Source organism: Janthinobacterium psychrotolerans (assembly GCF_001677885.1).
Lineage (GTDB): Bacteria > Pseudomonadota > Gammaproteobacteria > Burkholderiales > Burkholderiaceae_D > Janthinobacterium > Janthinobacterium psychrotolerans.
Window position 1 is genome coordinate 117693 of the sequence record NZ_LOCQ01000056.1, and the last position, 26847, is coordinate 144539.

Sequence of the window (26847 nt, forward strand, 5' to 3'; positions counted from 1 at the left end):
AAGAATGGCGATTCTATAATGTGCGCGGGGGAACGGACAAGCCTGGCATTGACCGCCACACTGATTCTTTACAATGACGAGGCCAGCCTTCATGTCACGATCCACCTCCAGCGCCGGCCCCCTGCCCGGCCACGTCAGCGTGCGCGGCGCGCGCGAACATAACCTCAAGAATGTCGATGTCGATATCCCGCGCGATGCGCTGGTGGTGTTTACGGGCGTGTCCGGTTCCGGCAAATCCTCGCTGGCCTTCGGCACCTTGTATGCGGAAGCGCAGCGGCGCTACCTCGAATCCGTGTCGCCCTATGCGCGCCGGCTGTTTCATCAGATGGCGGTGCCGGAAGTGGACAGCATCGACGGCCTGCCGCCGGCCGTCGCCCTGCAGCAGCAGCGCGGCGCGCCGACCACGCGCTCGTCGGTGGGCAGCGTCACCACTGTGTCGAACCTGCTGCGCATGCTGTATTCGCGCGCCGGCGATTATCCCAAGGACCAGCCGCTGCTGTATGCCGAATCGTTTTCACCGAACACGGCCGAAGGCGCCTGCCCGCAATGCCATGGCCTGGGCCGCGTCTACGAAGTCACCGAGCGCTCGATGGTGCCCGATGACAGCCTTACCATCCGCGAGCGGGCGATCGCCGCCTGGCCCACCGCCTGGCATGGCCAGAACTTGCGCGACATCCTGACCACCCTGGGCCATGACGTCGACACACCCTGGCGCGACTTGCCGCAAACCGTGCGCGACTGGATATTGTTTACCGACGAGCAGCCGGTGGTGCCCGTGTATGCGGGACTGGACGCGAAAGAAACCAAAGCGGCGCTGAAAGCCAGGCTGCCGCCCAGCTACATGGGCACGTTTACCGGCGCACGCAAATACGTGCTGCAGACTTTTGCCACCAGCCCCAGCGCGCAGATGAAAAAACGCGTGGCGCAGTACATGCTGGGCGCCGACTGCCCTGTCTGCGAAGGCAAGCGGTTGCGCCGCGTATCGCTGTCGGTCACATTCGCCGGCCTCGATATCGCCGACATGTCGCGCCTGAGCCTGGCGAGCCTGGCCACCCTGTTCGCGCCTTATGTAACGGGCAAGGCGAAGATACGCGACAGCCGCGCCCATCCGGAAAAAGCGATTGTCACCCAGCGCATCGCGCAGGACCTGGCGGGCCGCCTGGAAGTGCTGCTGGACCTGGGTCTGGGCTACCTGAGCCTGGACCGGGGCACGCCGACGCTGTCGCCCGGTGAATTGCAGCGCCTGCGCCTGGCCACGCAGGTGCGCTCGAACCTGTTCGGCGTGGTGTATGTGCTCGACGAGCCGTCGGCAGGGCTGCACCCGGCCGATACCGAAGCACTGCTGCGGTCGCTGGCGCGCCTGAAAGCGTCGGGCAACTCGCTGTTCGTGGTCGAGCATGACCTGGACGTGATCACGCAGGCCGACTGGCTGGTCGACGTGGGACCAAACGCGGGCGAACATGGCGGCCAGATCCTCTACAGCGGGCCGCCAGCAGGGCTACGCGAGGTGAAACTTTCGCAGACGCGGCGCTATCTGTTTGACGAAGGCAAGCCGCCACAAAGGACGCCACGTGAACCGGCAGGCTGGCTGGCGGTGGAAGGCGTCACGCGCAACAACCTGCATGGCCTCGATGCACGGTTTCCGCTGGGCGTGCTGTGCAGCGTGTCAGGCGTGTCCGGCTCAGGCAAATCGACCCTCGTCAGCCAGGCGCTGGTGGAGCTGGTTTCAAAGCAGCTGGGCCAGGCCGTCAGCGCCGAAGCCGATGACGACTCGCCGCTGGCGCCGGCCGTGGCGCCCACCGGTGGGCGCATTGCAAGCGGCCTGGAGCACGTACGCCGCCTGGTGACGGTCGACCAGAAACCGATCGGCCGCACGCCGCGCTCCAACCTGGCCACTTATACGGGGTTGTTCGACCATGTGCGCAAGCTGTTCGCCGCCACGCCGGCGGCGAAAAAGCGGCATTTCGATGCGGGCCGCTTTTCATTCAACGTCAGCAAGGGCCGCTGCGCCACCTGCGAAGGCGAAGGACAGGTGATGGTCGAGCTGCTGTTCCTGCCCAGCGTCTACGCGCCCTGCCCCGCCTGCCATGGCGCGCGCTACAACGCCGACACCTTGAAGGTCACCTGCCGGGGCAAGGATATTGCCCAGGTGCTGCGCTTGACGGTCGATGATGCGCTGCTGTTTTTCGACGGCGAAGCGGCGCTCGAGCGGCCCTTGTCGGTGCTGCAGGAAGTCGGCCTCGGTTACTTGCGGCTGGGCCAGTCGGCGACCGAACTGTCGGGCGGCGAAGCGCAGCGCGTGAAGCTGGCAACCGAACTGCAGCGCGCCCAGCGCGGCGACACCTTGTATGTCCTCGACGAGCCGACCACCGGCCTGCACCCGGCCGATATCGACCGCCTCGTGGCCCAGCTCGACACACTGGTGGCGGCCGGCAACACGGTCATTGCTGTCGAACACGATATGCGGGTGCTGGCGGCCAGCGACTGGGTCATCGATATCGGTCCCGGCGCCGGCGACGATGGCGGCCGGGTGGTGGCCAGCGGGCCGCCAGCGGCGGTGGCAAAAACCAGGCCCAGCCGCACCGCACCCTACCTGGCAAAAGCCCTGGCGTGAGCGGAACACTGCCCACCAGGATTTACAGGGATAATATCAACCTGAAATCACAAAACGTGCTGGCGCATCTTGCGTAGCATCAACAAATATCAGGGTAACAGGAGCAGATATCATGAAATGGGAAGGCAACCGCGAAAGCGACAATGTGGAAGACCGCCGGGGCGAAGGTGGTGGCGGCGGCGGTGGCGGCTTTGGTTTCGGCGGGCGCTCGATCGGCATCGGCACCATCGTCATCGCGCTCGTTGGCGGCTGGGTATTGGGCGTCAATCCGATGACCATCCTCAACCTGCTCAGTGGCGGTGGCGGCCAGGTCAGCACCCAGACGCAGGCGCCGACGCAGCAAACCCGGCAGCCGCCGGTGAACGACGAGATGGCGCGCTTCGTGAAAACCGTGCTGGCCGATACGGAAGACACCTGGACCACCCTGTTCAAGGCCGAAGGCGGCAGCTATGTGCGGCCCAAGCTGGTGCTGTTTGCCGGCAGCACGCCGACCGCCTGTGGCACCGGCCAGAGCGCCACTGGCCCGTTCTACTGCCCCGGCGACCAGAAGGTCTACCTGGACCTGGACTTCTTCAAGCTGATGCAGCAGCGCTTCAAGGTGTCGGGCGAATTTGCCCAGGCCTATGTGATCGCGCATGAAGTCGGCCACCACGTGCAAAATCTGCTCGGCTTGTCCGAAAAGGTCGACAACGCACGCCGCACCGCCACCGAACGCCAGGCCAACGCCATGTCGGTACGCCTGGAGCTGCAGGCCGACTGCTTTGCCGGCGTGTGGGCTTATCATGCCAACGCCGAACGCAAGATCCTGGAACAGGGCGATGTGGAAGCGGCGCTGAAGGCGGCCACTGCGATTGGCGACGACGCGCTGCAGCGCCAGGCGCAAGGCCATGTCGTGCCCGACTCCTTTACCCACGGCACTTCGGAACAGCGCGTGCGCTGGTTCAGCAAGGGCATCGAGTCGGGCCGGATTTCGCAGTGCAATACCTTTGAAGCGAAGCAGCTCTAAGGTTCAAGGAACGGTGACCTCGAAGCGCCGGCCCAGGCGCTTCAACTCGCCGCTCTCGACCAGGGTATTCAATTCCTGGTCGAACTGCAGGCGCAGCCGGTCGAATTCGGGCGCACGGGGAAAAGCAAAATAGCCGTTCTGGGTTTCTGGCACGCGGGGCAAGATCCTGACCTGGCGCTCCATGCTCAGCCGGAACACCACGGGCTCGGTATTGCGCCGGTTTGTCACGAACAGGTCAACGTGGTTGTGCACCAGCATCTTCAAGCCATTTTCCACGTTGTTGGCCACGCTGACCTGCAAGGTGGGCCGCGCCCGCTCCAGGTCGGAGCCATAGGACCAGCCATTGAGCATCACCAGGCGCCGGTTTTTCAGGGTCGCGTAGTCGCCATCCCAGCTGAAGCCGGGGTCCTGGCGCGTATAGAACACGATCTGGTCCTGATAGAATGGTTTTTCCGAGAACGCCATGCTGGAAAAACGCTCGGGCGACTTGTAGGGGCCGATCAGGATATCGGCCTGGCCCTGCGCCAGCATCGCTTGCGCACGCGCCCACGGCACCATGCGAAAGCGCACCGTATTGCCGGTGCGCGCAGCCATGATACGTACCAGTTCGGCACCCAGGCCCACATATTCGCCACTGGGCTGGTAATCAAACACGCGCTCGAACTGGGCGCCGACGGCCAGCAGCTCACGCGCTGGCGCCTGCACGGGCAAGGCCAAGGCCAGCAAGCACAGGGCCAGTCCAGGCAGGCGGCCCGCCAGCTTCATCAGCCGACGATGCGCAAGGAATAATCGGTGGCCCGGATATCCTTGGTCAGGCTGCCGATCGAGATGCGGTCCACGCCAGTCTCGGCGATCGCACGCACGGTGTCAAAACTGACGCCGCCCGATGCTTCGAGCAGTGCACGGCCGCCAGTGGCCGCCACCGCTGCGCGCAGCATGTCGTTGCTGAAGTTGTCCAGCAACACCGAGACGGCGCCGGCGGCCAAGGCTTCCTGCAATTGCGCCAGCGTTTCCACTTCGATCTGCACCGGCACGCCGGCGTCCAAGGTGCGCGCGTTGTCCAGCGCCTGCTTGACGCCGCCGGCGGCGGCGATATGGTTTTCCTTGATCAGGATGCCGTCGTACAGGGCCAGGCGCTGATTCTGCCCGCCACCGACGCGCACCGCGTATTTTTGCGCCAGGCGCAGGCCGGGCAAGGTCTTGCGCGTGTCCAGGATGGCCGCCCTGGTGCCGGCAATCACGTCCACGTAGCGGCGCGTGGCGGTGGCCACGGCCGACAGCAGTTGCAGGAAGTTCAGCGCGCTGCGTTCGGCCGTGAGCAAGGCGCGCGCCGGCGCGATGATGGTGCACACCACGCTGTCGGCGGCCATCATGTCGCCTTCGGCGTAATGCCAGTCGATCGCGATGCCGCGCTCGAGGCTTTTCATGACGCCTTCGAACCATGGCGCGCCGCACAGCACCGCCGCTTCGCGCACCAGTACGCGAGCCTTGACGATGTCGTCGGGCGGCACCAGCTCGCCCGTCAGGTCGCACTGGCCGACGTCTTCCAGCAAGGCCGCCAGCAGGTTGGCTTCAAACGCGCGCGCCAGGGCGGCGTCGAACGGGGCAAACGAATTGACAAGAGTACTCATGCGGGACCCATTCCTTGAAACAGTTGAGCTTCCTTGGCCAGGTCGGCGCCTGGCTGTACGCCGGCCTTTCTGGCGGCGGCAAAGTCGAGCATGCGGTTAATCGAGCGCACGGCCAGCTGGCCGACGCCTGGGTCGACATGGATTTCGTGGTGCATGTTTTCCAGGGTCTCGGCCAGGTTGCGCAAGCCGTTCATGGCCATCCACGGGCAGTGCGCGCAGCTCTTGCAGGTGGCGCTGTTGCCGGCCGTGGGCGCTTCGATAAAGCGCTTGCCCGGCGCGGCGGCGCGCATCTTGTGCAAAATGCCGTTGTCGGTGGCAACGATAAAGGTATCGCTATCCATGGTTTGCGCCGCCGCGATCATCTGCGAGGTCGAGCCCACCATGTCGGCCAGCGCCACCACGTTGGCCGGCGACTCCGGATGCACCAGCACCTTGGCCTGCGGATATTCTTGCTTGAGCAGGTCCAGTTCGATGCCCTTGAACTCGTCATGCACCAGGCAGCTACCCTGCCACAGCAGCATGTCGGCGCCGGTTTCTTTCTGGATATACGAGCCCAGGTGCTTGTCGGGCGCCCACAGGATTTTCTTGCCCTGCGCATGCAGGTGGGCGACGATGTCGAGGCCGATCGAGGACGTCACCATCCAGTCGGCGCGCGCTTTCACGGCCGCGCTGGTGTTGGCATACACCACCACCGTGCGGTCGGGATGCTGGTCGCAAAAGGCCGTGAATTCATCGACCGGGCAGCCGAGGTCGAGCGAGCAGGTGGCGTCCAGGTCGGGCATCAGCACGGTTTTTTCCGGGCTCAGTATCTTCGCCGTTTCGCCCATGAAACGCACGCCGGCCACCACCAGCGTTTTTGCCGGATGGTCGCGTCCGAAGCGCGCCATTTCCAGCGAATCTGAGACGCAGCCGCCGGTCGCTTCGGCCAGGTCCTGCAGGTCGGCGTCGACATAATAGTGGGCGACCAGCACCGCCTCGCGCTCGGCCAGCAGGCGCTTGATGCGGGCGATCAGTTCGGTTTTCTCGGACGGCGACGGCGTCGCTGGCGTGCGCGCCCAGGCATGGGCGGTACAGCTGGCGCCGTCTTGCGGGTGTTCGTACTCGACGGATTTGATGGCTAGAGTTTGCATGGCTGTGTCAGACAAGTCGGGATGATGGAATCATGCGGGACGTTGGTTGATATGTGGGGTGGTGTCGGATTAGCGCGCAGCGCGTAATCCGACAACCACCCAAAAAACCAATTAATCAATACCCTGGCTCTTCAGGTAATCTTCGTAATTGCCGCTGTAATCGACAATGCCGTCTTCCTTGATCTCGATGATGCGGTTCGCCAGCGAGGACACGAATTCGCGGTCGTGCGAGACGAAAATCAGGGTGCCGGCGTATTTTTCCAGCGCGATGTTGAGCGACTCGATCGATTCCATGTCCATGTGGTTGGTCGGCTCGTCGAGCAGCAGCACGTTGTGGCGGCCCAGCATCAGCTTGCCGTACATCATGCGGCCTTTTTCACCACCGGACAACACCTTGACGGCTTTTTTCACATCGTCGCCGCCGAACAGCAAGCGGCCCAGGATGGAACGCACGGCCTGGTCGTCGTCGCCTTCCTTGGTCCACTGGCCGATCCAGTCGGTCAGGTTGGTATCCTTGGCGAAGTCTTCGGTCGGGTCCTGCGGCATATAGCCGACGTTGGCGTTCTCGGCCCACTTGACGCGGCCCTGGTCAGGCTGCAAGCCGGCCAGGTCGCCCGCGATACAGCGCAGCATGGTGGTCTTGCCGGCGCCGTTGGCGCCGATGATGGCGATGCGCTCGCCCGCTTCGACCATGATCGAGAAATTCTTGAACAACTGGCGGTCGAATGCTTTCGAGATGTTTTCCACTTCCACCGCCAGGCGGTGCAGTTTTTTCTCGCCGTCGAAACGCACGAACGGGTAGGCGCGCGAGGACGGCTTGATGTCGTCGACCTTGATCTTTTCGATCTGCTTGGCGCGCGAGGTGGCCTGGCGGGCTTTCGACTTGTTGGCGGCGAAGCGGCGCACGAATTCCTGCAGCTCGGCGACCTTGTCTTTGGCTTTCGCGTTGTTGGCCAGTTGCTGGTTGCGCGCCTGGGTCGAGGCGAACATGTATTCGTCGTAGTTGCCCGGATAGATCTTCAGGGTGCCGTAGTCCATGTCGGCCACGTGGGTGCAGACCTGGTTCAGGAAGTGGCGATCGTGGGAAATGATGATCATGGTGGAATTGCGCTCGTTGAGCACGTCTTCGAGCCAGCGGATCGTGTTGATGTCCAGATTGTTGGTCGGCTCGTCGAGCAGCAGGATGTCCGGGTTCGAGAACAGTGCCTGCGCCAGCAGCACGCGCAGCTTCCAGCCTGGCGACACATTGCTCATCGGGCCCTGGTGCAGGTCGATGGCCACGCCGGCGCCCAGCAGCAGTTCGCCGGCGCGCGACTCGGCCGTATAGCCGTCGTATTCCGAAACCTTGCCTTCGAGTTCGGCGGCCTTCATGTAGTCTTCGTCGGTCGCTTCGAGGTTGGCGTAGATTGCGTCGCGTTCCTGCATCGCGGCCCACATTTCCGTGTGGCCCATCATCACCACGTCGAGCACGCGCATGTCTTCGAACGCGAACTGGTCCTGGCGCAATTTGCCGAGGCGCTCGTTGGTGTCGAGCATGACGTTGCCGCCCGACGGTTCCAGGTCGCCGCCAAGGATTTTCATGAAGGTCGACTTGCCGCAGCCGTTGGCGCCAATCAGGCCATAGCGGTTGCCGTCGCCAAACTTGACGGAGATATTCTCAAACAATGGCTTGGCGCCAAACTGCATCGTGATGTTAGCTGTACTGAGCATGTGGTATCGGGTCTTTATCCAGTGAAAACAGGGTGTTAGGTACTTTCCCTCCATTATACAGCACCTGCCACCCGCACTTCCCTGCCAAAAAGCCATGACAGGCCTGCGGCGGCTCGCTACACTGTCGACGCCATCCATCCCAACTTGCCCGGACAGACATCCCGTGAAAAAAATCCTCGCCGCCACCGCCATCGCCGTCATTGCCCTGGGCGCCGTGGCCTATGCCACCCCTTGGTATGCCTTGCACCAGATGAAGACGGCGCTGGCCGAACGCGACGCCGAAGCGCTGGCCAGCCAAGTGGATTTTCCCGCGCTGCGCGAAAACATCAAGCGGCAGATCAATGGCGCGATGGCCGACAGCATCGAAGCTGCCGCCGGCGCGGAGAATCCGTTTGCCGCCATCGGCCAGGCGTTCGCCAGCAGCATGAGCGGCAAGATCGTCGACGCCATGGTGTCGCCGGCAGGCGTGGTGGCGCTGGTCAACAAGAGCGTGGTCAGTAGCGAGGGGGGAACGCGCGGCGACGCAGCCCAGCCTGCTGCCAGCAAGGACAGCAAGCCGCGCTACACGGCGGCGTATGCGGGATGGGACAGCTTCGTGATACGACCGGCGAGCAATCCGGAAGATGGCGGCGGCCTGGTCTTGCGCCGCCATGGCTTGTGGAGCTGGAAGCTCAGTGGCATCGAGCTGTCGACAGCGATGGCGGCCCGGTAAAGCCGCCCCCTGACAGGCTTACATGCCCAGTGACTTCAACAGGTCTTCGTTGTCGTCGTCCGCCGGAGCGGGCGCCGGCGCGGGGGCCGCGTCCCTGGCCTTGTTCTCGAATTCCGAGTCCATCAGCGAATCGGTGTCCACCTCTTGGGAATCGAAATCGTGCAGCTTGATGAATTCGGTACGGTCGATCGCCAGTTCCAGATAGAAAATATTGTTCTTTTCCGTGTAGAACGTCACACGGCGCATTTCCGGGCGGTCCAGCGGCGTATCGACGCTGAGCATCACTTGCTTGTTGAGCACCAGCATTTTCGGCTGGCTCTGAGTGATATTGGTTTGCAGCTCGCGCCGCACCTTGCCCGTGAAGTCGCCGACAATCTGGTTCATCAGCTCGCCCATGATATTCGACACTTCGTCGGAAGTGTAGAACGAGGCCAGTTCCGACTTTGGCATGCCCATGTGCAACATGTAGCGCTCGTAGATTTCCATCGCCGTGTCGGCCGCGAAATTGAGCACCACCAGGCCCGTGAAGCCGCCGTCGAACATGACGAAACAGCCGATATCGGGTTTCAGGCCGGTCTTGGTGATGCGCTGCACCATGCCGGAGTAATTGACCCTGCTTTGCGTTGCGACATTCAGCACCCGCACTACCGAGTTACACAAACTCATCAACAAATCTTCAGTCCCGTACACAACATCCTTTTCTGCGCTCATGGCTACCTCTCGTGCTTTTTATATTGATATTTCTGTGTAGAAATAAGTATCAGATGGGCAGAATACCGGGGCGCGCCATCTGCGTCCAGCCATACCTGCATTTACTTGACGATGTGTCGGAAAATCGCCCTTCCCGGCGCCCCGTACAATGCCGATCGGAACAGGGCAGGCGCGCAGTTTCAGGCATTATGTGCTTTGCAGGCAATAATATGAAGGATGGGCATGACACTGGACGATGCATTGCAGGAAATACTGACGGCCATGCAAACATGGCTGGACGAACAGTTGCGCAGGGATCCGGGCAAGACGGTGCGCCGGACCACCTTGCAGAGCGGCGTATTCAACGAGCTGCTGCTCGACTACCAGCCAGGGCGCACCAGCCTGGACATCGATCTGGGCTTCGGCGATGGACCGCCATCGTCGCAGGCGCCGTTCCTGACTGCGGACGAGATCGGCGGCGAACTGGTGCCCGCCGTGACCGCCGCCTTCGAGCGCCTCGTGGCAAACACCGATCCGGCGCTGCTGGACTATCATTTCCGCTTGCGCGCCGCCTTCCCGACCACCGAAGGCCAGCGCGAATGGCTGGTGTGGGAACGGCTCGATGAAACAAAGCGGCAGGAACTGCTGGCGCGCATCGACGCCTATATCGCCGGCAAGCTGGCGTCTGGCCACTATGACGGCAAGCCGCTGGAATCGTTTTTTCTCAGCCGGCACCTGCTCGATGCGCGGCTGTTTCCCGCACCGGATGCGGCGTGGCTCATCAGCCTGTTCGAGCGCATGCAGCAGCTGCGCCCGGGCCGCCAGGCGGCGCTGGCCGAGCACCGCGGCAATATCATCCGCGCCGGTACCAGCTGGGCCGAGGATTGCTTCCTGCCGCGCCATTTCAGCGTGCAGCGCTCCGAGTACCGGGCCAACGACTACACCATCAAGCCCGGTGCGCAGCCGCCTGGCGCCGGCCATGGGCAGATCGATCTGCTGCTGTATGTCGCCGTGATGATCTTGCGCCACGAGCCCGGCTATGCCAAGCCGACGGGCTTGCAGTTCATCGAACTGGCCAGGCAACTGGGCAGCGCACGCGCCGCGCGCATGCTGACCGAAGGCAGCGGCAGCTTTGCGCCGGAGGCCATCACGCTGGCCAGCGAGCAGGTGCGCTGCACCGCCAATGACGTGTTCGCCACCATCCATATCGCCATCGCGCAGGAGGGCCAGCAGGCGTACGCGCAGGCGCTCGACTTCGTGACTCACCTGCTGGAAAACGGTTTTCCGAAAAGCTATAAAATCAAGCTGAAATCGACGGCCCGCAATTACCTGCCCGTCAAGGGGCTGGCACGCTCCGATACGCACCGTTTCTTTGCCAATGCGCTGGCCTGGCCCGCACTGCACCCGCAGCTCGATCTCTATGCGCGCGCCGCGATCGCGCCATATGAATTCTATGCCGATACGGAGGACGAAAAGAACTGCATGCCGGGCAGCTATGCCACCTTCGGCCTGGCACTGGCCGGTAGCAGATGGTTTTCACTGCTGGAACACTATATGGCAGCCGTCGATGAAGAGCATCAGCGCGTACAGGACAATTTTACGGCGGCCTTTGCCGCGCAGCATGGCGTGAACGACAGTACCATCGCCACGCTGGTGACCTGCCTGCGCCACTGTACCGACGAGGTCAAATTGAAGATCGCGCCCGTCTTCGACGATGAGGCCCTGCTGGAACGGCTGCGGAAACAATTGGCGGGCATGGAGCCGTACGAGGCGCAGCATGTGCTGCTGGCGATCTGGGGCAAGCCCGAAAAACTGGCGGCGCTGGCGCGCAAGGCGCAGGGCCGGCGCCAGGAATTGCTGACCGGGCTCAGCGCGCTGACACGACGTTAAGGATATCGTCCAGGCTGGCCGGCTTGACCAGGTGATGATCGAAGCCGGTCACTTGGGTGCGCTCGCGCGTGCGGGCGTCGCCCCAGGCGGTCAGGGCGATCATGCGCGTGCGCCTGAAGCGCGGCGCCTGGCGCAAGGCCGAGACCACATCGAAGCCGGTGATGACCGGCATGCCCAGGTCGAGCAGCATCACGTCGGGCTGGAAAGCATCAGCGGCCGTGATCGCTTCGGCGCCGCCATAGATGGGCAAGGTCTCATGCCCGCACATCTGCAGGAATTCGGCAATCAGGTCCGCCGCGTCACGATTATCGTCGACGACCATGACACGCAAGGGGGAAGATGGGTTTGCCATTATAGCCTGCCATAAGTAAATACTATCCGTTCGGACTAGTATCGGTATGCCAGCAGGTTTGAGGCGGCAAAGTGGAATCCAGCCAGGAGTGGTGGCTGAACTGATGAGATTACTTTTCGGTAATTATACATAACTTCATTCCTGCAAGTGTGTCAGATCGAGACTGTCTGCATATTTTAACAATCTTTCACCGACGCATTGTAGGAGCTGACGCTGCCTTGCTGTAGCTGTAGCGGCCCTCCCCCGCCCTGCGCGTCAAGCCTGCATCAGCAGCGTCTGCTGTTGGCGATGGCGTGGCGGGGTTGACGCCTGCACGGCCGGTGCGCGCCTTGCCAGCCTGCCGGCACCTGGACCTGGCGCATTTGCCGGGCTGGTGCGCGACCGTGGGGTTGCTGTTCGAAGAAGCGCACATGGCGGCGGCCGGCCACGAGATGTTGCTCAAGCGCCTGTGCGAAGTGCTGATCGTCCAGCTGCTGCGCCATGCCTTGCAGCACCAGCTGATCTCATCGACCGCCTTGCCCGGCGCATCCGACCCTGCCCTGGGCAAGGCCATGCAGGCCATGCGCACGCATCCGGGCGGCAAGTGGTCGGTGGCCGAACTGGCGGCCCTGTGCGGCATGTCGCGCAGCCGCTTCGCGCGACAGTTCCACGCGGTGGTCGGCTGTCCGCCTGCCCAATACCTGAACAGCCTGCGCATCGCGCGCGCCGGCGAACTACTGCGGCAAGGCAAGCTGGTACAGGATATCGCGCTGGAAGTGGGCTACAGCAACCAGCCGGCTTTTACGCGCGCCTTGCGCGCCGCCACGCAGTTGTCGCCGCGCGACTGGCTGGCACGCAATGGCAGCGGGTTGCCCGGCTAAAAGTCGAGCGCGCGCAGCACCACGCCGCTGGCCATCAGGTTGCGGCTCAGGTAGGAGAACGCCCGTTGCGCGATCCGCTGGCGGTGTGCTTCGAATACGGACAAGGCCTCGCCCTGCCCGTTACCCAGGCTGAGCAGCGCGGTGGAGGTGACGCGGCAAACCTTCCCGGCGCCGAACACGGCCAGATGAAACGTGATCGCGCCGTCGGCTTGATCCAGGCATACACTGTTACGCAGGATTTGATAGGGCATCGATGATCCTTTGCCGTCACGCGGCGATCTTGTGGGAAGTAAAGCACTGACCCCAGCCTACCGGTGTTGCAGGGCTGCTACCGTCTGTTACCGTACATACAAACGGGATCGAGAACGCTGGCGTGCGCCATCGACCTGCGGCGCGCTTGCCGCTACAATGCGCCAGCACCAACAACCAATGCAATATGACTTCGATGTCAACTTCAGACCTGCCCGCAGACCACGATGCGCGACGGCGCCTGGCCTTGCTGCACCTGCTGGTAGCAGATCATGCACCCGGCGCCCTTGCCGCCGGCATCCTGGCGCAGGACCTGCCCCGGCTGCACGCGCGCCAGTTGCTGGCGCAGTTGCGCCGCCTGCGCGCCGCGCAGTCCAACCTGCTGCACTATGCCGGCGCCACAGAAGCACAGGCGCAGCAGGCGTTTGGCGCGGCGATTGCCGCCCTGAAAGCCGAGTTGGCCCGCCGCCCGCACTTGCCCAACAAGCAAGAAGCGAAGGCGCTGCGCCAGGCGGCGGCGAAACGGCGCTGAAGCGCCAATCCATTCTTCCTGTCACCATTCGAGACCCCATGCAACGATTCCGTCCTGTCCATCTGCTGTTCAGCGCACTGTTCTGCATCATTGCGCCTGCCGTCACTGCCACCCCGGCCACGCCGGCCATTCAGGCGCAGCTGTCCGCCGCGACGCCGCTGGTGATCGGCGAAAGCTTTACCATCGCTTCCGCCATCCTGGGCGAGCGCCGCCATATCAATGTCTACGCCGCGCGCGCCTGGGATACGCCGCCGGAGGCGCCGCTGCCGGTGCTGTACATGCCCGATGGCGGCGTGCTTGAGGACTTCCTGCATATCGCCGGCCTGCTGCAGGTGTCGGTGGCCAATGGCACCATGCGCCCGTTCCGCCTGGTCGGCATCGAAAACACGCAGCGTCGGCGCGACCTGACCGGCCCCACCGAGGACGCGAAAGATCGCGCCATCGCGCCGGTGGTCGGCGGCGCGGCGGCCTACCGCAGCTTTATCCGCGACGAACTGATGCCGCAAGTGCGCCAGCGCTACCGCGGCACGGGCGAGACGGCCATCGTCGGCGAATCGCTGGGCGGACTGTTCGTGGTCGAGACGTTCTTGCTGGAGCCGCAGCTGTTCGACCACTACCTGGCGTTCGATCCCAGCCTTTGGTGGAATCGCGGCGCGCTTGGCGGCCAGGCGGCCGCGCTGCTGAGCAGGCAAGGCAGCGCAAAACACAGTCTTTATCTCGCCAGCAGCAGCGAAGCGGGCATTGCCAGCGAAGTCAAACGCCTGGCCAGCGTACTGGAGCATGCCGCGCCAGAGGGGCTCGATTGGCATGTGGAAAGCCTGCCGCAGGAAACCCACGGCACGATTTACCACCCTGCCGCCCTGAAGGCTTTTCGCAAGGTCTTCGCGCCAAAGATGGACAAACTGTAATCGTTCATGCAAGCCATGGAACGGGGCGCGCCAGTAAAATGCAGGCCCGTCCCCAGCAAACACTTCCATGACCTTATTGCAGCTGTTGATCCTCTCCGTCGTCCAGGGCTTTGCCGAACTGCTGCCCGTGTCGAGCTCCGCCCACGTCATCATGGCGGAAAAGCTGATGGGGCTGGACCCGACCTCGCCCGAACTGACCATGCTGCTGGTGATGCTGCATACCGGCACCATGTTCGCCGTCATCGTGTATTTCTGGTCATCGTGGCGCAAGACGTATTTCAGTTCGGGCGCTGCCCTGCGCGGCAACGCGCTGCTGCTGGCGGCGGCGACCGTGATGACGGGCATCGTCGGCTACGGCCTGCTGAAACTGATTACCCATGTGGTGATGGCCGGCACGCCGGGCTTCGAGATCGAACACCTGTTCGGCAACGCGAAGTTGATGGCCGCCGCGCTGGCCGCCGCCGGCGTGCTGATCATGGTGTCGTCGCGCCTGCAGCCGCGCCATGACGGGAGCTTGACCTTGCCGCGCGCCATGCTGGTGGGCGCGGTGCAAGGCCTGTGCCTGCCATTTCGCGGCTTTTCGCGCTCCGGTGCCACCATTTCCACGGCGATTGCCGTCGGGGTGCCGCAGCGGAAGGCCGAAGAATTCAGCTTTGCGCTGGCGGTCGTGCTGACGCCGGCCGTGATCGTCAAGGAAGGCTGGCGCTTCTACCAGGCGGTTCACGCCGGCGCCGCCGGCCACGGCGCGCCGCTGCTGCACCTGCTGGCGCCCAGCCTGCTGGGCATGTGCCTGTCTTTCCTGGCTGGCCTGCTGGCGCTGCGCTGGCTGTCGCGCTGGCTGGAACAGGGCCGCTGGCATCTGTTCGGCTTCTATTGCATCGCGGCCTCGGCGGTGGTGCTGCTGGTAGGGTAAAATCGCGGCGGGCCGATTTGCGCCCGCCCCATCCCAGCCAAGTATTACTGAAAGCCAAAGATGAATTTTGCCGCCACCGCCGCCCTCTCGCTTGCCATGTCGACCGACGCCTTTGCCGCCGCCGTCGGCAAGGGCGCCGCGCTGCACAGGCCGCAATGGCGCGAAGCGCTGCGCACCGGCCTGATCTTCGGCGCGATCGAATCGATCACACCGCTGATCGGCTGGGCCCTGGGCCGCGTGGCCGCGCCGTATGTGGAAGCGTGGGATCACTGGATTGCCTTCGGCCTGCTGGGCATCATCGGTTTGCTCATGATACGCAATGCCTTGGCGGACGGCGGCGAGGAAGAGGAACCGGCGCGCAGCCATTCGTTCTGGCTACTGGCCGTCACCGGCTTTGCCACCAGCATCGACGCCATGGTGGTCGGCGCCGGGCTGGCTTTGCTGGGCGCCGACATCCTCGTCACCGCCGCCGCAATCGGCTTTTCGACTTTTGTAATGGTCACCATTGGCGTGATGCTGGGCCGCGTGCTGGGCACGGTGGCCGGCCGGCGTGCCGAACTGGTCGGCGGACTGATATTGATCGTGATCGGCTGCCTGATCCTGTACCAGCACCTGGGCCACCCGGCTGCCTGAAATTGACGGTACGCCAGCGCACAGAAGCGGCCAGACCGCCGTGCTAGCTTGATGGTTTGAACATCGCTGCAAGGAGACCGTCATGGAAACGCTGGAATTGCTGTTTGCGTCGCTGGTCAGGGAAACGGCCGTATCGATCCGTGACCATCATGTGCCGTTTGCACTCAAGAACAATGAAACAGGGTATTTTGCCTGGATGGATAGCCATCCGATTTCAGGCTACGTACAGGAAGCCTACCGCGAGATCGAGGAAACCGCATTGCAGATCCGCGCCATCCGGGCAGGCTGAAGCGGCTCGGCCAACAGGTATAATGCCGGCTTGACTACTCGGCTTGAAATGCATCGATGGATTATGTAAATGTACCGCTGGTATTTTTGATCGCCTGCGCGCTGATCGCCTTGCTGGCCAAAAAGAATGGCCATTCCGGCTACTGGTTTTTCCTCGCTGCCATGCTGCCTTCCGTGCCGCTGTTGCTGCTGTTGCCGCATATGGTGGGCGCCGACCTTGCGGCGACGCCTGCCGTCAGGCTGCCGGTGGCGCTGCTGGCCCCGGCGATCTGCCTGCTGTGCGCCTTGCGGCGCAAGCGTCAACCCTGACCGGCTTCAGCGCATCGGTGCGCTGTCCGCCAGGCGCCAGCCGATCGACAAGGCCACTTGTTGCGCCTCTTTTTCGTTGCTGCAATCATCATAATCGCAGGTGTCCTCATACGCGCCGCAAGCCAGATTCTGGCTGACGAACGAGCCTACCCAGCGGCCGTCGCGGCGTTGGGAAGCGGTTGCACTGATGGTGAATCCTTTGTGGATGGTGGGATTTTCCAACGACATCATAATTTCCTCCGCTTAAAAAAGACGTCAGCCACCTGACTTGAGGCCAGTGTGCGGCATTGCAGCATGGCGGTCTGTACGGTTGCTCACGTTCGCCGCATGCTGGCGCCGTCGCTGATCGAATCAGGTATGATTTCGCCATGTGTGGACGATTTGATCAAAACGATACGGCGCGGGTGCAGGCCTCGGCTTTCGGCTGGACCGATGCGGTCTTCGACAGCGAGGCCCAGCCGCAGCTGAACGTGTCACCGGGCACTTACCGCCCGATCATGCATATTGAAAACGGCGTGCGCCGGGTCGATGATGTATTCTGGGGCTACCGCCCCGCCTGGGCCACGGCCGCCGAGCCGGCGCCGGGCAAGAAGAAGATCCCGATCGCCATCAATGCCCGCCTGGAAAAGCTCGCTGGCAGCTACTGGAAACCGCTGCTGCGCAGCGGCCGTGGCGTTATCGAGGTGCATGGCTGGTATGAATGGACCGGCGAGAAAGGGTCGAAGCAGCCCTGGCATATCCACAGGAAAGACCACCAGCCGCTGTTCCTGCTGGTGCTGGCCCATTTCGGGCCGTTCAAGCACCATCGCGAGGAATCGGGTTTCGTGCTGGTGACGGCCGACAGCGTGGGCGGCATGGTCGATATCCACGACCGGCGTCCCGTCGCCGTCAGCCTGGAAGACGCCCACCGCTGGCTGGCGCCCGAACTGACGCCCGAGGAGGCGCTGCACCTGGCGCGCAGCTGCATGCTGGGCGCCGGCCTGTTCGAATGGCACGCTGTCGACAATCCGCTGGTGCCGAGCGCGCGCGCCAGAAAGACGCCGGCGCCGGCTGCGCAACAGGCATCGTTCGACTGGAATGCCGAGTAAAGTTCAGCGCGCCAGGCGTCGCCACAGCGCCTCGATGGGGCCCTGCCGGAAATACGCGAGCCAGCAGCGGCTCAGCACGACCTGACCTGCCATGATCAGCCCGGCCAGGCCCAGCAGTTCAATCGGACGCAACACATCGCCCCAGCCCAGCCCCCATCCCTGCAACAAAAACGTGCCCAGCAGCGACTGGCTGAGGTAATTGCTCAGCGCCATGCGCCCGACCGGCGCCAGCCATCGCGCCAGCGCCGCCATGATGGCGGGGCCGGCCAGCATCAGGCACGCCACATAGCCGGCCGCCAGCAATGGGCCACCCGCATACAGCAGCAGTTCGAACAGCATATTGTTCCACTGCGTTTGATACGGATCAATTGTTTGCCGCAGCATGGCCGTGGCGGCCAGCAGGTTGAACGGCAGTCCCAGGCCGATGCCTACCGCGCACACGCGCTGCCATACCTGCCGATGGCGCCCGGGCTCGGTCAGCCAGCCCAGGCGCACCGACAAAATGCCCAGGGAAAACAGCACGATGATATGCGGCAGCATGACGATCACGAACAGCATCTGCATGCCATAGTCGCGCAGGCGCAAGGCCGCCACGTCCAGCAGGCCGCCCTGCGTATAGGTGGTGTAACGGCCGGCGAACTCCTGCAGCTGGCGCGTGGTGTCCGCCGCCGTGATGCCTGGACTGAGCGGATACAGCAAGGCCATGAACAGCAAAAAGCCGCCCGCCAGCAGCCAGGCCAGGTTGCGGATACGCGCCAGCCTGCTTGCCGCCAGCGGCAGGATCAGCATGCCGGCCAGCGCGTAGGAACTGAGCACGTCGCCGCTCCAGATCAGACAGCCATGCAGCAGGCCGATCAGCAGCAGCCAGCGCAGCCGCCGCTTGTAGGCCGCCTGCGCGGCAGGCCAGCTGCCCAGCTGCTGGCGCAGCGAACGCGTCTGCAGCGCAAAGCCGGCGCCAAACAAAAACGCAAAGATGGGATAGAACTTGAACTCGGCAAAGGCCGCCACCATGAAGATCGCGGCCTGGTCACGCCACGGCGCGGTGGCGGGCAGCACGCCGTAGCGCAGCGACAAGGTGCCCCAGGCAAAACCCCATAGATTGACCAGCAGGATGCCGAACACGGCCATGCCGCGCAGCACATCGAGTTGCCCCAGCCTGCCCGGCCGCGCCGTCATCGCCGGGCGGGCGCCAGCGTCGGGTAGTCGCCGACCTGCAAGGTAAAACCAGCCTCATCCGACGTCAGGCGCGCCTGGCCGCCAAACGGTAAAGTCACGCGGCGGCGGATATGGCCGAACTCCAGGCCCGTGACCACCGGCACGGGCAGGCGCTCGCGCACATAGGCCAGCATCGCCTCGAAATCATAGCCGTTCTCCATCGGCCCCAGTCTATAGCCGGAAAAGTCGCCCAGCAGCACGGCTCGCTGGCGGCCCAGCACACCCGCATGCAGCAGTTGCAGCAGCATGCGCTCGACCCGGTACGGGTGTTCGTTGACGTCTTCGAGGAACAGGATGCCGCCATCGATCTCCGGGAAATACGGCGTGCCCAGCAGATGCACCAGCATGGCCAGGTTGCCGCCCCACAGCTTGCCGCTGACGTCGATATGGGGATTGCCGCCCGCCACGCCGGTCACCGTGTGCGTGGGGCCGGCCAGGCAGGACCACAGCTGGTCGAGCGTAAATTGTTCCGGCTCGTCGCGCACGAAATCGTCGCACACCATCGGGCCTGCAAAGCTGGCGCGGCCGGTCCTGGCCATCAGGCCCATGTGAAAGGCGGTGAAGTCGCTATAGCCGACAAACAATTTGCCGCTGGCGGCCATGGCATCGAAATCGATCTCGGGCAGGATGCGGCTGATGCCATAGCTGCCGCGCAGGGCCAGCACCACCTGCACCTCGGGATCGTGTGCGGCGGCATCGAGCTGCGCCAGGCGCCCCGCCTCCGTGCCGCCGAAGCGCTGGAATGTTTGCGCCGGATCGTAATAATTGTGGACGGTGGCGCCTTGCGCCCGCAGGCGGGCGATGCCGCGCGCCAGCGCCGTTTCGTCGGGCGCGTAGCCGCCGGGCGCCACGATGGCGATGCCGATTTCAGGAGTGCTCAATATAGTGGTTCCGGACAAGGTGAGGAAGGCGCCGTTCAGGCCGGCTGCGAGCGCATCTGGGGTGCCATCTTACCGTGCAGATGCACATCGATCAAGGCGAGGATGCGCTCGATCAGCTGCGGCGGCAGGTCGTGGCCCATGCCTTCGATCACCTCCAGCCGCGCGCCGGGAATCAGCGAGGCCGTATCGACGCCGCAGGCGACCGGTATCAGGGGATCGGCCGCGCCGTGTATCACCAGGGTCGGGCACGCAATCGTCGGCAGCAAGGCCACCCGGTCGCCCGAAGCGCCGATGGCTACCATCTGGCGCACCACCCCATCGGGGCAATTGGCGCGGCCCAGCGCCAGCGCGATACGCTGGTGCAGCAATTTGTCGGACACCGGATAGGCGGGGCTGCCCAGCGCGCGCACGGTGGCCGCCATGTGCGCCACCAGTTCGGCCTGGCTGGCGTCAGCCTTCGGGCGTTTCATGAGGGCATTGCGCGCCGCCCTGGTCGGGCCGGGCAAGCCGCGCCGGCTGCTGCTCGACATGATGGACACCAGGCTCAGCACCCGCTGCGGCGCGCGCGCCGCCATCACCTGCGCGATCATGCCGCCCATCGACGCGCCGATCACGTGCGCCTGGGCCACGCCCAGGGCCGACAGCAGGCCCAGCGCATCGTCGGCCATGTCATCGAGGGTGTAGGCACTTTTCAGCGGCCAGCCAATTTTGCTTTTCAGATAGGCCAGCGGCAGGCTCGGTCTGCCCGCGTGCGTCATCTTGCTCGACAGCCCGGCATCGCGGTTGTCGAAGCGGATCACGCGAAAACCCTGTTCGACGATGCCGTCGATAAAGTCGTCTGGCCAGGCGACCAGCTGCATGCCCAGCCCCATGATGAGCAGCACGCAGGGATCTTGCGGATCGCCATGGCTTTCGTAAGCGATATTGAGGCCGTTGGCCTTGGTGGTTGCCATGATTGCCTTTCCGGTCGACGGCCGCGAGCATCAGCGCCGCGGCTGTGGAATCAGCATAGCATTTTATGGCGGCAGCGGCATTACCTGACGCGCGGCAGGCTGGCGGCCAGGTCGTTCCACGCCTGCGGCTGTGGTTTGCCGCGCTCGCGCACGCCAAAGAAGGTCAGCACCTGCTTGCCATCCTGGTCGAAGAACTCGACCGAGGTCACGCCGCCGCGCTTGAGCACCCAGCCGCTGCGCAGGGCAGTGTCGCGGATATGCAGGTTGAAGTTTGGCTCCAGCACATTGTAGTAGCCGCCGGCGGCCATGGTTTTGTCGACCCTGCCGCTGTAGATTTGCGTCAGCCCATCGTTGCCGAGGAAGACCATGATGGACACCTTGTTTCTCCTGGCGTCGAGTATCCAGCGCCAGCCCAGGTAGTTGGGCAGGTAGCGCGTGGCCACGCCATGAAAGGCGCGCAGCCAGCCGCGCAGCCGGCTGTGATACGCATTGACATTCTGCACATGCACGGTGCCGCGCACGCGGATGCCAGTGCGCAAGTTGACCGCCGCATGCTCGATGCCGATCTCCCTGGCAAACACGGGATAGGCAGGATGGCCATCGCTGACCAATAAAATGTCACGGTCGATCACCGGCGGCAGGCAGGCGTGCAGTGTGGCCTTGGTCAGCTGGCCCAGGCCGGTCACGAAATCGATGGTTTGGCCGGTGCGGTCGCGCGCCACCAGCACGCACACCTGCTCGTTGGAAATGCCACGCAGGCTGGCGCGGCCACCGCGCTGGCGTGCCGGCCGCGTCATGTGTCTTGAACCTTTTTGCGACTCCAGCAGATACATGTCGTCGGCCTCGGTGATGCCGTGCAGGCAGCGTGGCCGGTTAGTCTTGGCCAGCGCCAGAAAGCGGTGGCGCCAGCGAAAGCTGGTGTTGCGATGAATAGTCACTTGCGCGGCGGCCTTGCGCACCGAAAACGAGTTGAGCAGGCAATCGGCATAGGCCAGCCAGCGTTCCTTGTGGTGCAGATGCGCCAGCGGCGTGCCGCTCAAGGCGTTGAAGGTTTTGCGGCAGGGTACGCAGCGATAGCGCTGCAGACCGTGGGCCTGGCCGTGGCGGTGGAAGTGTGTCGATAGACATGCCGGACAATGCAGTTGCGCCTGCGCTGTCTGCTCGATCAGGGTGACGGCCGCAGCCTGTGGCGCGCTGCTGCGCAACAAGTCGCCGCTGGCAAGGCGCTGGCGATGCGACAGTTGCGGGAATTGCCTGGCGAAGGCCTGTCACTGGGCTCTATCCATGATCGGTTCCTTGAAAGGCAATACCTGACCGGTTTAGAGCGCAGAAATTTCACGGCGTTCCCACCGTTTTCGCTGACATAGCCATATTAATTGCAGTGTGACCATGAATGGCCACCCTGCCCTTGCCGATGATCAGCTGCCCGAACCGCTGGCGAGCTTGCGCGCCTCGGCTTGCGCACGGCGGCGCGCGACAAAAAAGGCGCGCAGGAAGTCGCCGCACTCGTCGGCCATGACCCCACCCACTATGGCGGTCTGGTGATTCAGCGCCGGCTGGTCGAACAGATTGACGATCGAACCGCAGGCGCCTGTCTTCGGATCGGCCGCGCCAAACACCACGCGCGCCAGGCGTGCATGCAGCATGGCGCCCGAACACATCACGCATGGTTCCAGGGTCACATACAGCTCGCAGCCGGGCAGCCGGTAGTTGCCGAGCTTTTCCGAGGCCGCGCGCAAGGCCGTGATTTCCGCGTGGGCGGTCGGGTCGTGCTTGCCGATGGGCTGGTTGTAGCCGACCGCAATCACTTCGCCGTCCTTGACGACGACCGCGCCGACCGGCACTTCGCCCAGGTCCCAGGCATGCTGCGCCTGGGCCAGCGCCAGGCGCATGAACTGGGCGTCAGCGTCCCGCACTGGCGTGTCAGTCATCGGTGACTTCAGCCCAGCAATTCGGGGTTTCATGCAGCACCAGCTTATGCAGGTGCAGGCCGGTGCCGAAATGGTCGGTAAATGCCGCTTTCAGGATCTCGAAGGCGATGCGGGCCAGGTTTTCGACGGTGGGAATGCGGTCGATGATCACCGTCTTGTGGTCAGGCAGGCTGGCCAGGAAGTCGCGCACGGCCGTGTCCTTTTCATAGACCAGGAAGGCATGGTCCCAGACATCGACCAGGTGCTGCTTGGCCAGCGTCTTGACGTCGGAAAAGTCCATGATCATGCCGTTGTCGGAATTGCCTTCCGCTTCGATGACCTTGCCGACCAGGGTGATTTCCACCGTATAGCGATGGCCGTGCAGGTTGCGGCACTGGCTTTTATGGTCGGGAATGCGGTGGCCCGCGTCGAATTCGAGCTTGCGTGTGATAGTGAGCATATTGTTCTGTTAAGGTATTTGCAGGAGTTTGTGGGTTTGCAGGCTCAGCTTCCATTTCGGATTGCTTTTGCAGGTCGCTATGGCCAGCTTCATGTTTTGCGCGGCCAGCAGGCCGTCCATCGCCTGCACGTAAAAGTTCTCGAAATCGAGCTGTTCGTAGGCCGCCAGGTCTTGCTGGAACTGCGGAATCACCACCTTGATCTCGTTACCCTTGTGCACCACCAGGGTGGAACCCATCTTCGGGCTGACGCAGATCCAGTCCACGCCGTCGGGCACCGGCAAGGTGCCGTTGGTTTCGATGGCAATCGTAAAACCGACCGCGTGCATGGCGTCAATCAGCGCGGCATCGAGCTGCAGCAGCGGCTCGCCGCCCGTAAACACCACGTATTTGCTGGCCGTGTAAGTGCCGGGCCACAGGCTGTCGATCAGCGCGGCCAGTTCCTGCGCCGTCCTGAACTTGCCGCCCAGTTCGCCGTCGGTGCCGACGAAGTCGGTATCGCAGAACTGGCACACGGCGCTGGCGCGGTCGCTTTCGCGGCCGGTCCACAGGTTGCAGCCCGAAAAGCGGCAGAACACGGCGGGACGCCCCGCATGCGCACCTTCGCCCTGCAGGGTGTAAAAAATCTCTTTGATGCTATAAGTCACTGTATTTCCTAAGAGCTGGACGGCGCCCGCGCGCATGGGCGGGCAAAACCTGGCCTGGGCCGCAAAAGCCGATTGACAACCCTCTATTATAAGCCGGGCAGGCGCGTTGCGTGCAAACGCCGTGCTTGCCACACTGCGGCCAGGGAAACAACACTCTTCTTCTTGCAACGCAGCATTTGCGGCCGGTTTGTGCTGGCGCAAACCCAATCGGCCCTCAAGATTGTATTTTTATTTAATGATATTGCCGAATAGAAAACACTTTGCGCCCGGGGAGATGCATGCCTGCCGCCAGCGAATCCGCGTACCACCTTGTTAACTTGCTCGTCATCTGCGCCGGGCTGCTGGGCGCGGTCGCCCTGCTGCTGCTGTGGCGCCTGCGTGGCCTGTACGCGCAGATGCGCGACGAACAGCTGACGCTCCAGCAAGCGGAACATGCGCTGCATCTGGCGCGGCGGCAGATCGGCCAGTTGGCTGCCGACCGGCTACACATCCAGGCCCGCGAGCGCCGCCGCCTGGGGCGCGATCTGCACGATGACCTGGGCCAGTACCTGCTGACGCTCAAGCTCGATGTCGCGAACTTGCAAGCCAATGTCAACGGCGCCACTTCCCGCCTGGCGCCGACCCTGCAGTGCATGGCCAGCAATATCGACCAGGGCATCGCGGCCTTGCGCTGCGTAATCGCCGGCCTGCGCCCACCCGCGCTGGAGCAGGGTCCGCAAGCGGCCCTGCATCAATTGCTGGCCGAATTCACGCGCGCCACCGGCATTCCGGTGCAACACGCTTTCGAGCTGGCCGATGCACACCAGGCCAGCCTGGGCCTGCATGAAACCGTGATGTACCGCGCATTGCAGGAAGCGCTGGCCAATGTCGCGCGCCATGCCCATGCCACGCAGGTTCATGTGCGTCTGCAATGCCAGGGCGCCATGCTGCAACTGTATATCGCCGATAACGGCATCGGCATGAAGGATGTGCATGCACGCCAGGGCTGTGGCCTGGCCGGCATGGAAGAACGCTTGCGCGAAGCGGGCGGCGTGCTGCGCATGGTGAGCCGGCGCGGCCGCGGCACGACCTTGCAGCTGTCGCTGCCGATCAAGGCCAGGTATGACGCCATGCCGGCGCGCATCGCCTGACTATTGCCATTTATTGCCGAACATCAACAACTTTTGCTTGCCGCACTGCATCATGGATGCCTGTCCACTCCCGTTCACCATCTCCCGCAAGGAAGCACCCCATGCCGGACACCCACGCAAGCATGCCCGCAGCCGCAGTTGCCGATGTCGCCTGGCATGGTATGGCACGCCGGAGTTCACCAGGCTGATGCGTGACGGCTTGCAAAAACTGACGGTGGCCGATGTCAACCGCGCCATCATGCAGCACCTGTCGGCGCAGAACCTGTCGGTGGTGACGGTGGCCAAGGATGCGGCCGGCCTGAAGGAAAAACTTGTCAGCGACGCCTTTTCGCCGATCAGGTACGACGGCAACAAGCCGCAGGCCTTGCTCGATGAAGACAAGGTCATCGGCGCGATGACGCTGGGGCTCAAGCCGGAGGCGGTGACGGTCACGCCAGCGGCGGCGGTGTTCGCCAGGTAAAACCCGCCTGCCGCCAGTTCCGGGGTCGGCCATGGCGACCGGCCCGGGAACCGCACTATTGCTGGAATTGCCACAGCGCGCCAGATCTTACTTTTCCGGCCTTCGCATTGAGCCACACGCCGGTTGCCACCGACCGACAGCTTGTGTTGGGAGATAATCTCACAAACAGCGGCAGGCAGGCGACAGGATCGTTATTCCCAATCCGACGGCGAGGCGGCGGCCAACTGCGCCGAGTTTTGCTGGGTCATGCCGTCAATGCTGGCGATGGCCTGGCCGATGCTCTCGATGCCCCCGGTTTGCTCCTTGGTGGCGGCGGTGATGTCGGACATGATGTTGGCCACTTTCTTGACGGAATCGACAATGTCGCCCATGGTCACGCCTGCCTCGTCGACGAGCCTGGAGCCGACGCCGATCTTGGCCACCGAGTCGCCGATCAGTTCCTTGATCTCCTTGGCAGCGCTGGCGCTGCGCTGCGCCAGGTTGCGCACCTCGCTGGCGACCACGGCAAAGCCCCGCCCTTGCTCACCGGCACGCGCCGCCTCGACCGCCGCGTTCAGCGCCAGGATGTTGGTCTGGAACGCGATGCCGTCGATGACAGAGATGATCTCGACGATTTTCGTGGACGAGCCATTGATGGCGCCCATGGTCGCGACCACCTGCTGCACCAGGTCACCGCCCTTGGTGGCGATTGTCGATGCCGTCAGGGCCAGCGAGTTGGCCTGGTTGGCATTGTCGGCGTTTTCGCGCACCGTCACCGTCAGCGTCTGCATCGAGCGCGATGTCTGGTCCACGCTGCCGGCCTGCGACTCCGTGCGCGCAGCCAGGTCAGCGTTGCCGGCGGCAATTTCTTCGCTGGCCACATTGATGGTTTCGGCCGAGCTCTTGATCTCGGCGACCATGCCACCGAGCTTTTCGCGCATCTCCTTCAACGCCAGCAACAGGCTGCCAAGGTCCTTGGGATCGGTCTCGATATGCATCGATAAATCGCCGTCGGCGACCGCGCGGGCAATCTCGCGGGTATATTCCGGCTCGCCGCCCAGTTGCTGCCAGATCGTGCGCACCACGAAGAATGACGCGCCGGAGAGGGTGGCGATGACCACCAGCGCCACCGCGATGCTGCTGTAGAGGACGCGGCCAACCACGGTATCGCTTTGCACGATGCCGGCGCTGAAGCGCTTGCGTGCGTCCTCATTGGTTGTGACCAGGTCGGCGTTGAGCGTTTTGAGCGCGCTTTGCATGCTGGCCACCGCGGCCTGCGGGTCGCCCTCCTCGATCTCGAGCATGATGCGCGCTGAGCGCAGCGCCGGCGTGAGATAGGCTTCAAACTCGGCGCTGAGGCGCTCCGCTCCGGCACCCTGGCCGCCGAGTTCGCCGATTTTTTTCAAATTGACGCGCACCTTGGCGGCCTGTTGCGGGATCTGTGACAGGCGGTTCTTGTCCCCCTCGGCAACGGCGTCGCGCAAGCCGTCGGCGATGGCGCCGATGTCGAGCGTGAGCGTCTTGGTGGCGTCGAGCACCGGGTAATCGACACTTTCGGTATTGTGGATCGACTTGCGCGCATCGAGCACCAGCGAGGTGCTGACCGCCAGCCCCAGCGCGAAAACGACCGTGGAAATCACCGGCAAGGCCCAAATTTTGGTTTTGATGCTCATCGAGAGCCTCTTCTGGAAATAACAGG

At 63.6% G+C, this 26847-nt stretch carries 30 protein-coding genes; 14 read left to right on the forward strand and 16 right to left on the reverse strand.

Going from position 1 to position 26847, the window contains the following annotated elements; all coding sequences use genetic code 11:
- The first annotated feature begins 91 nt into the window (after positions 1 to 91).
- Both ASR47_RS14600 and ypfJ read left to right on the forward strand, forming a co-directional pair.
- Positions 92 to 2614, forward strand: a complete 2523-nt coding sequence (locus ASR47_RS14600) for an excinuclease ABC subunit UvrA (protein ID WP_065308510.1) — start codon at positions 92 to 94, stop codon at positions 2612 to 2614.
- A gap of 112 nt (positions 2615 to 2726) precedes the next feature.
- Positions 2727 to 3620, forward strand: coding sequence for a KPN_02809 family neutral zinc metallopeptidase (gene ypfJ, locus ASR47_RS14605; RefSeq protein ID WP_065308511.1), 894 nt, complete (start codon positions 2727 to 2729; stop codon positions 3618 to 3620).
- A gap of 3 nt (positions 3621 to 3623) precedes the next feature.
- On the opposite strand, the gene ASR47_RS14610 is transcribed toward ypfJ, so the two are convergent.
- The 4 genes from ASR47_RS14610 to ASR47_RS14625 all read right to left on the reverse strand — a co-directional run bounded on the left by ASR47_RS14610 (position 3624) and on the right by ASR47_RS14625 (position 8091).
- A complete protein-coding gene (locus ASR47_RS14610) occupies positions 3624 to 4385 on the reverse strand; it encodes a substrate-binding periplasmic protein (protein WP_150127811.1) in 762 nt (253 codons plus the stop codon).
- Positions 4385 to 5251: a carboxylating nicotinate-nucleotide diphosphorylase gene (gene nadC, locus ASR47_RS14615; protein ID WP_065308513.1), complete on the reverse strand. Its 867-nt coding sequence runs from the start codon at positions 5249 to 5251 to the stop codon at positions 4385 to 4387. Before nadC ends, ASR47_RS14610 begins: the two co-directional genes overlap by 1 nt.
- Complete coding sequence (gene nadA, locus ASR47_RS14620; RefSeq protein ID WP_065308514.1) at positions 5248 to 6381, reverse strand: quinolinate synthase NadA; 1134 nt, start codon at positions 6379 to 6381, stop codon at positions 5248 to 5250. Before nadA ends, nadC begins: the two co-directional genes overlap by 4 nt.
- A 111-nt stretch (positions 6382 to 6492) precedes the next feature.
- Positions 6493 to 8091, reverse strand: a complete 1599-nt coding sequence (locus tag ASR47_RS14625; RefSeq protein ID WP_065308515.1) for an ABC-F family ATPase — start codon at positions 8089 to 8091, stop codon at positions 6493 to 6495.
- Positions 8092 to 8254: 163 nt separating this feature from the next.
- On the opposite strand from ASR47_RS14625, the gene ASR47_RS14630 reads away from it, so the two are divergent.
- The gene (locus ASR47_RS14630; RefSeq protein WP_065308516.1) at positions 8255 to 8803 is read left to right on the forward strand and encodes a DUF2939 domain-containing protein; all 549 of its coding nucleotides are present in this window, start codon (positions 8255 to 8257) and stop codon (positions 8801 to 8803) included.
- Positions 8804 to 8821: 18 nt separating this feature from the next.
- On the opposite strand, the gene ASR47_RS14635 is transcribed toward ASR47_RS14630, so the two are convergent.
- Positions 8822 to 9514, reverse strand: coding sequence for a DUF3334 family protein (locus ASR47_RS14635; protein WP_065308517.1), 693 nt, complete (start codon positions 9512 to 9514; stop codon positions 8822 to 8824).
- 222 nt (positions 9515 to 9736) lie between these two features.
- Here ASR47_RS14635 and ASR47_RS14640 point away from each other — a divergent pair, with 222 nt between their 5' ends.
- Positions 9737 to 11383: a DUF6138 family protein gene (locus tag ASR47_RS14640; RefSeq protein ID WP_217270566.1), complete on the forward strand. Its 1647-nt coding sequence runs from the start codon at positions 9737 to 9739 to the stop codon at positions 11381 to 11383.
- On the opposite strand, the gene ASR47_RS14645 is transcribed toward ASR47_RS14640, so the two are convergent.
- A complete protein-coding gene (locus tag ASR47_RS14645; RefSeq protein ID WP_065308519.1) occupies positions 11361 to 11735 on the reverse strand; it encodes a response regulator in 375 nt (124 codons plus the stop codon). The two genes, ASR47_RS14640 and ASR47_RS14645, sit on opposite strands and share 23 nt — an antisense overlap.
- 293 nt (positions 11736 to 12028) lie before the next feature.
- Here ASR47_RS14645 and ASR47_RS14650 point away from each other — a divergent pair, with 293 nt between their 5' ends.
- Complete coding sequence (locus ASR47_RS14650) at positions 12029 to 12595, forward strand: helix-turn-helix domain-containing protein (protein ID WP_082988937.1); 567 nt, start codon at positions 12029 to 12031, stop codon at positions 12593 to 12595.
- Here ASR47_RS14650 and ASR47_RS14655 read toward each other — a convergent pair.
- Complete coding sequence (locus tag ASR47_RS14655) at positions 12592 to 12846, reverse strand: DUF1488 family protein (protein WP_065308521.1); 255 nt, start codon at positions 12844 to 12846, stop codon at positions 12592 to 12594. The two genes, ASR47_RS14650 and ASR47_RS14655, sit on opposite strands and share 4 nt — an antisense overlap.
- A gap of 194 nt (positions 12847 to 13040) precedes the next feature.
- Here ASR47_RS14655 and ASR47_RS14660 point away from each other — a divergent pair, with 194 nt between their 5' ends.
- The 6 genes from ASR47_RS14660 to ASR47_RS14685 all read left to right on the forward strand — a co-directional run bounded on the left by ASR47_RS14660 (position 13041) and on the right by ASR47_RS14685 (position 16427).
- Positions 13041 to 13376: a hypothetical protein gene (locus ASR47_RS14660; RefSeq protein ID WP_150127813.1), complete on the forward strand. Its 336-nt coding sequence runs from the start codon at positions 13041 to 13043 to the stop codon at positions 13374 to 13376.
- Between the two features lie 38 nt (positions 13377 to 13414).
- Positions 13415 to 14284: an alpha/beta hydrolase gene (locus tag ASR47_RS14665; RefSeq protein ID WP_065308523.1), complete on the forward strand. Its 870-nt coding sequence runs from the start codon at positions 13415 to 13417 to the stop codon at positions 14282 to 14284.
- Between the two features lie 67 nt (positions 14285 to 14351).
- Entirely contained in the window at positions 14352 to 15197 is an 846-nt protein-coding gene (locus ASR47_RS14670) for an undecaprenyl-diphosphate phosphatase (protein WP_065308524.1), read from the forward strand.
- Positions 15198 to 15257: 60 nt separating this feature from the next.
- Positions 15258 to 15830 carry a manganese efflux pump MntP gene (locus ASR47_RS14675; RefSeq protein WP_065308525.1) on the forward strand — a complete coding sequence of 191 codons (573 nt, stop codon included), beginning with the start codon at positions 15258 to 15260 and terminating at the stop codon, positions 15828 to 15830.
- 82 nt (positions 15831 to 15912) lie between these two features.
- Complete coding sequence (locus tag ASR47_RS14680; RefSeq protein ID WP_065308526.1) at positions 15913 to 16119, forward strand: hypothetical protein; 207 nt, start codon at positions 15913 to 15915, stop codon at positions 16117 to 16119.
- 56 nt (positions 16120 to 16175) lie between these two features.
- Positions 16176 to 16427: a hypothetical protein gene (locus tag ASR47_RS14685; RefSeq protein ID WP_065308527.1), complete on the forward strand. Its 252-nt coding sequence runs from the start codon at positions 16176 to 16178 to the stop codon at positions 16425 to 16427.
- 6 nt (positions 16428 to 16433) lie between these two features.
- Here the strand turns inward: ASR47_RS14685 and ASR47_RS14690 are convergent, their stop codons facing one another.
- Positions 16434 to 16658, reverse strand: coding sequence for a hypothetical protein (locus tag ASR47_RS14690; RefSeq protein ID WP_150127814.1), 225 nt, complete (start codon positions 16656 to 16658; stop codon positions 16434 to 16436).
- A gap of 137 nt (positions 16659 to 16795) precedes the next feature.
- Between ASR47_RS14690 and ASR47_RS14695 the strand changes: the two genes are divergently transcribed.
- On the forward strand, positions 16796 to 17515 hold the full coding sequence (locus ASR47_RS14695) for an SOS response-associated peptidase (protein WP_082988938.1): 720 nt from the start codon (positions 16796 to 16798) through the stop codon (positions 17513 to 17515).
- Between the two features lie 3 nt (positions 17516 to 17518).
- Here ASR47_RS14695 and ASR47_RS14700 read toward each other — a convergent pair whose 3' ends face one another.
- The 7 genes from ASR47_RS14700 to queE all read right to left on the reverse strand — a co-directional run bounded on the left by ASR47_RS14700 (position 17519) and on the right by queE (position 23579).
- A complete protein-coding gene (locus tag ASR47_RS14700) occupies positions 17519 to 18691 on the reverse strand; it encodes a DUF418 domain-containing protein (RefSeq protein ID WP_065308530.1) in 1173 nt (390 codons plus the stop codon).
- Positions 18688 to 19611: a muramoyltetrapeptide carboxypeptidase gene (gene ldcA / locus ASR47_RS14705; RefSeq protein WP_065308531.1), complete on the reverse strand. Its 924-nt coding sequence runs from the start codon at positions 19609 to 19611 to the stop codon at positions 18688 to 18690. Before ldcA ends, ASR47_RS14700 begins: the two co-directional genes overlap by 4 nt.
- A gap of 35 nt (positions 19612 to 19646) precedes the next feature.
- Complete coding sequence (locus ASR47_RS14710; RefSeq protein ID WP_065308532.1) at positions 19647 to 20564, reverse strand: alpha/beta fold hydrolase; 918 nt, start codon at positions 20562 to 20564, stop codon at positions 19647 to 19649.
- A gap of 80 nt (positions 20565 to 20644) precedes the next feature.
- Complete coding sequence (locus ASR47_RS14715; RefSeq protein WP_245714364.1) at positions 20645 to 21805, reverse strand: IS1595 family transposase; 1161 nt, start codon at positions 21803 to 21805, stop codon at positions 20645 to 20647.
- 177 nt (positions 21806 to 21982) lie between these two features.
- Positions 21983 to 22495: a tRNA adenosine(34) deaminase TadA gene (tadA, locus tag ASR47_RS14725; protein WP_065308535.1), complete on the reverse strand. Its 513-nt coding sequence runs from the start codon at positions 22493 to 22495 to the stop codon at positions 21983 to 21985.
- Positions 22488 to 22934 carry a 6-carboxytetrahydropterin synthase QueD gene (queD, locus tag ASR47_RS14730; RefSeq protein WP_065308536.1) on the reverse strand — a complete coding sequence of 149 codons (447 nt, stop codon included), beginning with the start codon at positions 22932 to 22934 and terminating at the stop codon, positions 22488 to 22490. The genes tadA and queD overlap by 8 nt, the downstream gene beginning before the upstream one ends.
- A gap of 9 nt (positions 22935 to 22943) precedes the next feature.
- A complete protein-coding gene (gene queE / locus ASR47_RS14735) occupies positions 22944 to 23579 on the reverse strand; it encodes a 7-carboxy-7-deazaguanine synthase (protein ID WP_065308537.1) in 636 nt (211 codons plus the stop codon).
- Positions 23580 to 23857: 278 nt separating this feature from the next.
- Here queE and ASR47_RS14740 point away from each other — a divergent pair, with 278 nt between their 5' ends.
- Together ASR47_RS14740 and ASR47_RS14745 are read left to right on the forward strand one after the other, a co-directional pair.
- Positions 23858 to 24709: a sensor histidine kinase gene (locus ASR47_RS14740; RefSeq protein WP_065308538.1), complete on the forward strand. Its 852-nt coding sequence runs from the start codon at positions 23858 to 23860 to the stop codon at positions 24707 to 24709.
- A gap of 187 nt (positions 24710 to 24896) precedes the next feature.
- The gene (locus ASR47_RS14745; protein ID WP_065308539.1) at positions 24897 to 25169 is read left to right on the forward strand and encodes a hypothetical protein; all 273 of its coding nucleotides are present in this window, start codon (positions 24897 to 24899) and stop codon (positions 25167 to 25169) included.
- A 191-nt stretch (positions 25170 to 25360) separates the two neighbouring features.
- Here ASR47_RS14745 and ASR47_RS14750 read toward each other — a convergent pair whose 3' ends face one another.
- A complete protein-coding gene (locus ASR47_RS14750; RefSeq protein ID WP_065308540.1) occupies positions 25361 to 26821 on the reverse strand; it encodes a methyl-accepting chemotaxis protein in 1461 nt (486 codons plus the stop codon).
- Positions 26822 to 26847 lie beyond the last annotated feature (26 nt).